This window comes from Novosphingobium guangzhouense, from assembly GCF_002896965.1.
Taxonomy (GTDB): domain Bacteria; phylum Pseudomonadota; class Alphaproteobacteria; order Sphingomonadales; family Sphingomonadaceae; genus Novosphingobium; species Novosphingobium guangzhouense.
Map to the genome: position 1 here is coordinate 1 of NZ_LYMM01000094.1, position 5584 is coordinate 5584.

7 protein-coding genes are annotated in these 5584 nt (G+C 64.2%); 6 read left to right on the top strand and 1 reads right to left on the bottom strand.

All coding sequences use genetic code 11. The features are described 5' to 3' along the window. The 6 genes from A8V01_RS29610 to queC all read left to right on the top strand — a co-directional run. Positions 1 to 584, top strand: a 584-nt coding sequence (locus A8V01_RS29610; RefSeq protein ID WP_281256559.1) for a cold-shock protein, incomplete at its 5' end; no start/stop codon positions are given. Positions 585 to 747: 163 nt separating this feature from the next. Next, a complete protein-coding gene (locus A8V01_RS25850) occupies positions 748 to 1938 on the top strand; it encodes an aspartate aminotransferase family protein (RefSeq protein WP_103099111.1) in 1191 nt (396 codons plus the stop codon). Further along, complete coding sequence (argF, locus tag A8V01_RS25855) at positions 1938 to 2861, top strand: ornithine carbamoyltransferase (protein ID WP_425437362.1); 924 nt, start codon at positions 1938 to 1940, stop codon at positions 2859 to 2861. The genes A8V01_RS25850 and argF overlap by 1 nt, the downstream gene beginning before the upstream one ends. Next, a complete protein-coding gene (gene hslO, locus A8V01_RS25860) occupies positions 2858 to 3763 on the top strand; it encodes an Hsp33 family molecular chaperone HslO (RefSeq protein WP_103099113.1) in 906 nt (301 codons plus the stop codon). The genes argF and hslO overlap by 4 nt, the downstream gene beginning before the upstream one ends. Before the next feature lie 93 nt (positions 3764 to 3856). Further along, positions 3857 to 4258 (top strand): hypothetical protein, encoded by a 402-nt coding sequence (locus A8V01_RS25865; protein ID WP_170066078.1) that lies wholly within the window; start codon positions 3857 to 3859, stop codon positions 4256 to 4258. A gap of 62 nt (positions 4259 to 4320) precedes the next feature. Further along, positions 4321 to 5028: a 7-cyano-7-deazaguanine synthase QueC gene (gene queC, locus A8V01_RS25870; RefSeq protein WP_103099114.1), complete on the top strand. Its 708-nt coding sequence runs from the start codon at positions 4321 to 4323 to the stop codon at positions 5026 to 5028. Between the two features lie 144 nt (positions 5029 to 5172). On the opposite strand, the gene A8V01_RS25875 is transcribed toward queC, so the two are convergent. Beyond that, positions 5173 to 5584 (bottom strand): OmpA family protein (locus A8V01_RS25875; RefSeq protein ID WP_245892837.1); only part of this gene is annotated, 412 nt, incomplete at its 5' end.

Here is a 5584-nt window from a genome sequence, read left to right on the forward strand (position 1 = left end):
GCGGTGGCGGCTTCGGCGGTGGCAACCGTGGCGGCGGCTTCGGCGGCGGCGGTGGCGGCTTTGGTGGTCGCGGCGGCGGTGGCGGCGGAATGCCTGCCCAGGTCGTCGGTCAGGGCAAGGGCGTCGTAAAGTTCTTCAACGCTGCCAAGGGCTTCGGCTTCATCCAGCGTGAAGAAGGCGGCGACGATGTGTTCGTTCACATCAGCTCGGTCGAACGCGCCGGCCTTGAAGGCCTGGCCGAAGGTCAGCAGCTTGAATTCCAGCTCGTCGATCGTGGCGGCAAGATCTCGGCCACCGACCTCGTCGTCGTTGGCGACGTGATCCCCGTCGCCAAGCGCGAGCCGGCGCCGCAGCGCCAGCTGACCGGCGAAAAGGCTACCGGTACGGTCAAGTTCTTCAACTCCATGAAGGGCTTCGGCTTCATCACCCGTGATGACGGCCAGCCGGACGCATTCGTGCACATCAGTGCGGTTGAGCGCTCGGGCATGTCCGGCCTCAACGAAGGCGACCAGGTAGAGTTCGACATCGAGGTCGATCGACGAGGCAAGTACTCGGCGGTCAACCTGCAGCCGCGTCAGGGTTGATCCTGCCAGCATCTCTCCCGGCCATTTGACCGGGAGGCTGCAAACATCTAAACGCGCGCAAATGGCGGTCCGGCAGGGCCGCCATTTGTCGTTTGCGATCTTCAAAGCGAGATTTCTCTAAGGCCCGGATTTTCAAGGGCCCGATTCTGCAAGGAATACCGACATGTCCATTACCCCGCTGATGCCCGTATACCCCCGGTGCGGCGTGCGTCCCGTTCGCGGAGAGCACTGCCATCTCATCAGCGAGGACGGTCGCCGATTCCTCGATTTCGCCAGCGGCATCGCGGTGAACGTACTCGGCCATTCGCACCCCGGCCTTATAGCGGCGATCCAGAAGCAGGCCGAAACGCTGATGCACGTGTCGAACCTTTACGGCAGCCCGCAGGGCGAAGCCGTGGCGCAGCGGCTGATCGACCTGACCTTCGCGGACACGGCCTTCTTCACCAATTCGGGTGCCGAGGCGGTGGAATGCGCGATCAAGACCGCGCGCGCCTATCACCAGTCGGCCGGTAACGATCACAAGTTCGAACTGATCACCTTCAATAATGCCTTCCATGGCCGCACGATGGCCACCATCAGCGCGTCCAGCCAGGACAAGATGCACAAGGGCTTCATGCCCCTGCTGCCGGGCTTCAAGTACGTCGAGTTCAACGACCTTGAGGCCGCGAAGGCCGCGATCGGCCCGAATACGGCAGGCTTCATGGTCGAACCGATCCAGGGCGAAGGCGGCATCCGCATCGCCACGGACGAATTCATGCAGGGTCTGCGCGCGCTTTGCGACGAACATGACCTGATGCTGGTGCTCGACGAAGTGCAGAGCGGCGTCGGCCGCGCCGGCACGTTCTATGCCTACGAACAGTACGGGATCGAGCCCGATATCATGGCGACCGCCAAGGGCATCGGCGGCGGCTTCCCGGTCGGCGCCTGCCTTGCCACCGAAAAGGCGGCACGCGGCATGGTCGCGGGCACCCACGGATCGACTTACGGCGGCAATCCCTTCGCCATGGCAGCGGTCGGCGCGATCCTCGACGTCGTTCCCGATGGCGAGTTCCTGGCGGACGTGCGCGCCAAGGGCGAACGGATCAAGGCGCGGCTCGAGCAGTTCATCGGCAATTACCCCGACCTGTTCGAACTGGTGCGCGGGCGCGGGCTGTTCATCGGCCTGAAGATGAAGGTGGAGCCGCGTCCCTTCGTGGCGCATATGCGCGACAATCACGGGCTGCTGACCGTTTCCGCCGGCGACAACGTGGTGCGCGTGCTTCCTCCGCTCGTCATCGATGACAGCCACATCGACGAGTTCATGGAAAAGCTTTCCGCTGCGGCGGCGAGTTACAAGATCGAAGAGACTGCGTGATGCGGGACTTCCTCAGCCTGTCCGATGCGGGAGGCGATACCATCGCCGCCATGATCAACGATGCGATCGACCGGAAGGCGGCGCGTGCTGCATGGCCGAAAGGCCGTGCGGACGCGGATGCGCCGCTTGCCGGGCACACGCTGGCCATGATCTTCGAGAAGAACTCCACCCGCACGCGCGTTTCGTTCGACATGGCGATGCGCCAGCTCGGCGGTTCGGCGCTGATCCTGGACGCGGGCTCCACGCAACTGGGCCGCGGCGAGACGATCGCAGATACCGCGCGCGTGCTCAGCCGCATGGTCGATGCGATCATGATCCGCACCGACGATCACGCCAAGATAGAGGAACTGGCGCACTACGCCGACGTCCCCGTCATCAATGGCCTGACCGACCTGTCGCACCCGTGCCAGATCGTGGCCGATCTGCTGACCATCGTGGAGCATGGCCACGCGCTGCCCGGACTCCAGCTTGCGTGGCTGGGCGACGGCAACAATGTAGCCAATTCGCTGATCGAGGCGGCCGGGCTGATGAAGTTCACCATCCGCATCGGCGGCCCGGTCGGTTACGAGCCGGACTCGGGGTTCATTGAACGTTGCCGGGCAGCCGGAGGCGAGGTGATTCTCACCAACGATCCGCAGCAGGCGGTGGCGGGCGCACAGGTCGTGGTCACCGATACCTGGGTGTCGATGGGTCAGGCCGGGGGCGAGAAGCATGTCGCCGCGATGCAGCCCTATCAGGTGAATGCTGCGCTGATGGTCTCCGCGCGTCCTGACGCGACGTTCCTGCATTGCCTTCCCGCGCATCGCGGGGAGGAAGTTACGGACGAGGTCATGGACGGGCCGCGGTCGGCTGTCTGGGACGAGGCGGAGAACCGCATTCATGCCCAGAAGTCGGTGCTGCTCTGGACACTGGGCAAGCTGTGACCGACGACGATCTGCTGCGCGACGATACCGGCTTTGACCGCGTCCTTGCCTTCACCGTGTCCGCGCGCCACGCGCGCGGACGCATGGTGCGCCTCGGCCCGGTTCTTGAAACGGTACTGTCGGCGCACGATTACCCCAAGGTCGTCAAGCACGTACTGGCAGAAGCGCTGGTGCTGACGGCGCTGATGGGGTCGTTGCTCAAGGAAGACGACGCCCAGCTGACCTTCCAGGCGCAGGCAGAGGGCGGCGCGGTGGACCTGCTGGTCTGCGACTATCGAAACGGCGAATTGCGCGGCTATCTGCGGCACGATCCGGAGATGGTCGGGGCCCTTGAGGAAGACTGCTCGCTCGAAACGATGTTCGGCAAGGGTTACCTTGCGATTACGTTCGACCTTGCGACCAGTGGCGAGCGATATCAGGGCATCGTCCCGCTGGAAGGCGCTTCGCTGGCCAATGCGTGCGAGAGCTATTTCGCGCAGTCGGAACAGTTGCCCACGCTGATCCGCATCGCTGTGCGCTCGAACGGGCCGCGCTGCGTGGCGGGCGGCATGCTCGTGCAGCACTTCCCCGATGGTGAAGAGGGGCGCGAGCGTCTTCACGCCAAGGAGGACCACCCGGACTGGGAACACGTCGCGATCCTGTCGGCAACGGTGCAGGAGGCAGAGCTTGTCGACCCGGTGTTGACGCTGGAAGAGCTGGTCTGGCGCCTGTTCCACGAAGAAAGCGAAGTGCGCGTCGAACGCCTGCTGCCGCTCAGCCGTGGGTGCCGATGCACGGTCGAACACTATCTGTCGATCCTGTCGAAGTTCCCCGAAGACCAACTCGCCGACATGCGTGACGACGATGGGCACATACCCGTCGATTGTGCGTTTTGCTCGAAGGTCTTGCGCGTTCCGGCCTGACGGTCATACTCCCGCCACATCCGCGGGCGACTTGAAAACCGGGACGGGGCTGCCGATACAGTGTACGGCGGAGCGTTTTCAGGGTGCGACGGAATGTTTTCAAAGTCTTCTCTTGCCTTGCTGGGGCTGGCTGTGTGCACGGCACTGGCCGTGCCGGCCTATGCGCAGAAGCAGTCGCTGGGCATGCTTGATGAGCTGACGCGCGGCGGCTGGGAGCTTCGTGAGCGTGGTGGGGAAGTCCGCAATATCTGCCTCGACAACGGGCGGCGGCTGATCCAGCTGCGGCATCCCGGCGTGCCGTGCAGTTCCGTCGTGGTCGAGGACAAGGCGGATCAGGTCACCGTGCAATATACCTGCCGGGGGCAGGGCTATGGCCGCACCCAGATCCGCCGGGAAAGCGATGCGCTGGTGCAGATCAATAGCCAGGGTATTGTCGATGGACTGCCCTTCGCTTTCTCGGCAGAGGCGCGCCGGACGGGCGAGTGTCGCGGCTGACGATCGATTGGCGTTGCATTTGATCGTTGTCGTCGCGCCGCAGCGGGCGTAGCGCAGCACTTATGCATGAAGAGACATCCCCCCAGCCGACTTCGGCTGCTCCGCAGGCGGTCGTCCTGCTTTCCGGCGGCCTCGATTCGATGGTGTCGGCCGGTATCGCGCGTGAGCGCGGCTTTGCCGTCAATGCGCTGACGATCGACTATAACCAGCGCCACCGCCGCGAACTTGATGCCGCAGCGGATATCGCGCGGGTCATCGGCGCAGCACGCCATGTGGTTTTGCCCCTCGACCTGCGGCGATTTGGTGGATCGGCGCTCACCGATGACATCGCGGTTCCCAAGGGCGGCGTGGGTACCGACATTCCTGTCACTTACGTGCCGGCTCGCAATCTCGTGTTCCTGTCGCTGACCCTGGCCTGGGCCGAGGCGATTGGCGCGAGCGATATCTTCATCGGCGTTAACGCACTCGACTACTCGGGCTACCCCGATTGCCGGCCGGAATTCATCTCGGCGTTCGAAGACATCGCCACGCTCGCGACCAAGGCGGGTGATGAAGGGCAGAAGCTGCGCATCCACGCGCCGCTGCAGTTCATGAGCAAGGCGGATATCGCGCGCGAAGCGGATCGTCTGGGTCTGAATCCGGGGATGAGTTGGTCCTGCTACGATCCCCAGCCCGATGGGCGCGCCTGCGGCCAGTGCGACAGTTGCCGCTTGCGCAAAGGGGGCTTTGAGGAAGCGGGCCTGATCGATCCAACGCCTTACGCGGCCTGATCCAGCCTGTAATTCGAAAAAAGGCCCGGCGAGAGACACTCGCCGGGCCTTTTCATATCTGGGTGCCGTGTCTGGCCGCCACAGGACAAAAGAAAAGGGGGCCGGATTTCTCCGACCCCCCAATCTTGTACCGTTGCCGGTCGCTTACATGCCCGAACCCGGACCGTAAGTGATTTCGACGCGACGGTTCTGCAGTTCGCGCACGCCGTCCGCGGTCGGAACGCGCGGGTTGGCTTCACCGAACGCCTGGCTCGAGATCGAGCCGTCGGGGATGCCGTGGCTGGTCAGGTACGAACGGACCGAAGCGTTACGACGCTCCGAAAGGCCCATGTTGTACTTGGCCGTACCCGAACGGTCGGTGTAACCGGCGAGCATGATCGGCACGTTGTCGCAGTTTGCGTAAGCGCTGACCGCGCTGTCGAGGATCGTCGCAGCCTCAGGCGTGATGTCCGACTTATCCCAGTCGAAGAACACGATGTACGGACCCTTGTTGCAGACCGGAGCCGGCGGCGGGGGCGGAGGAGGCGGCGGCGGCGGCGGGGGCGGCGGCGGCGGG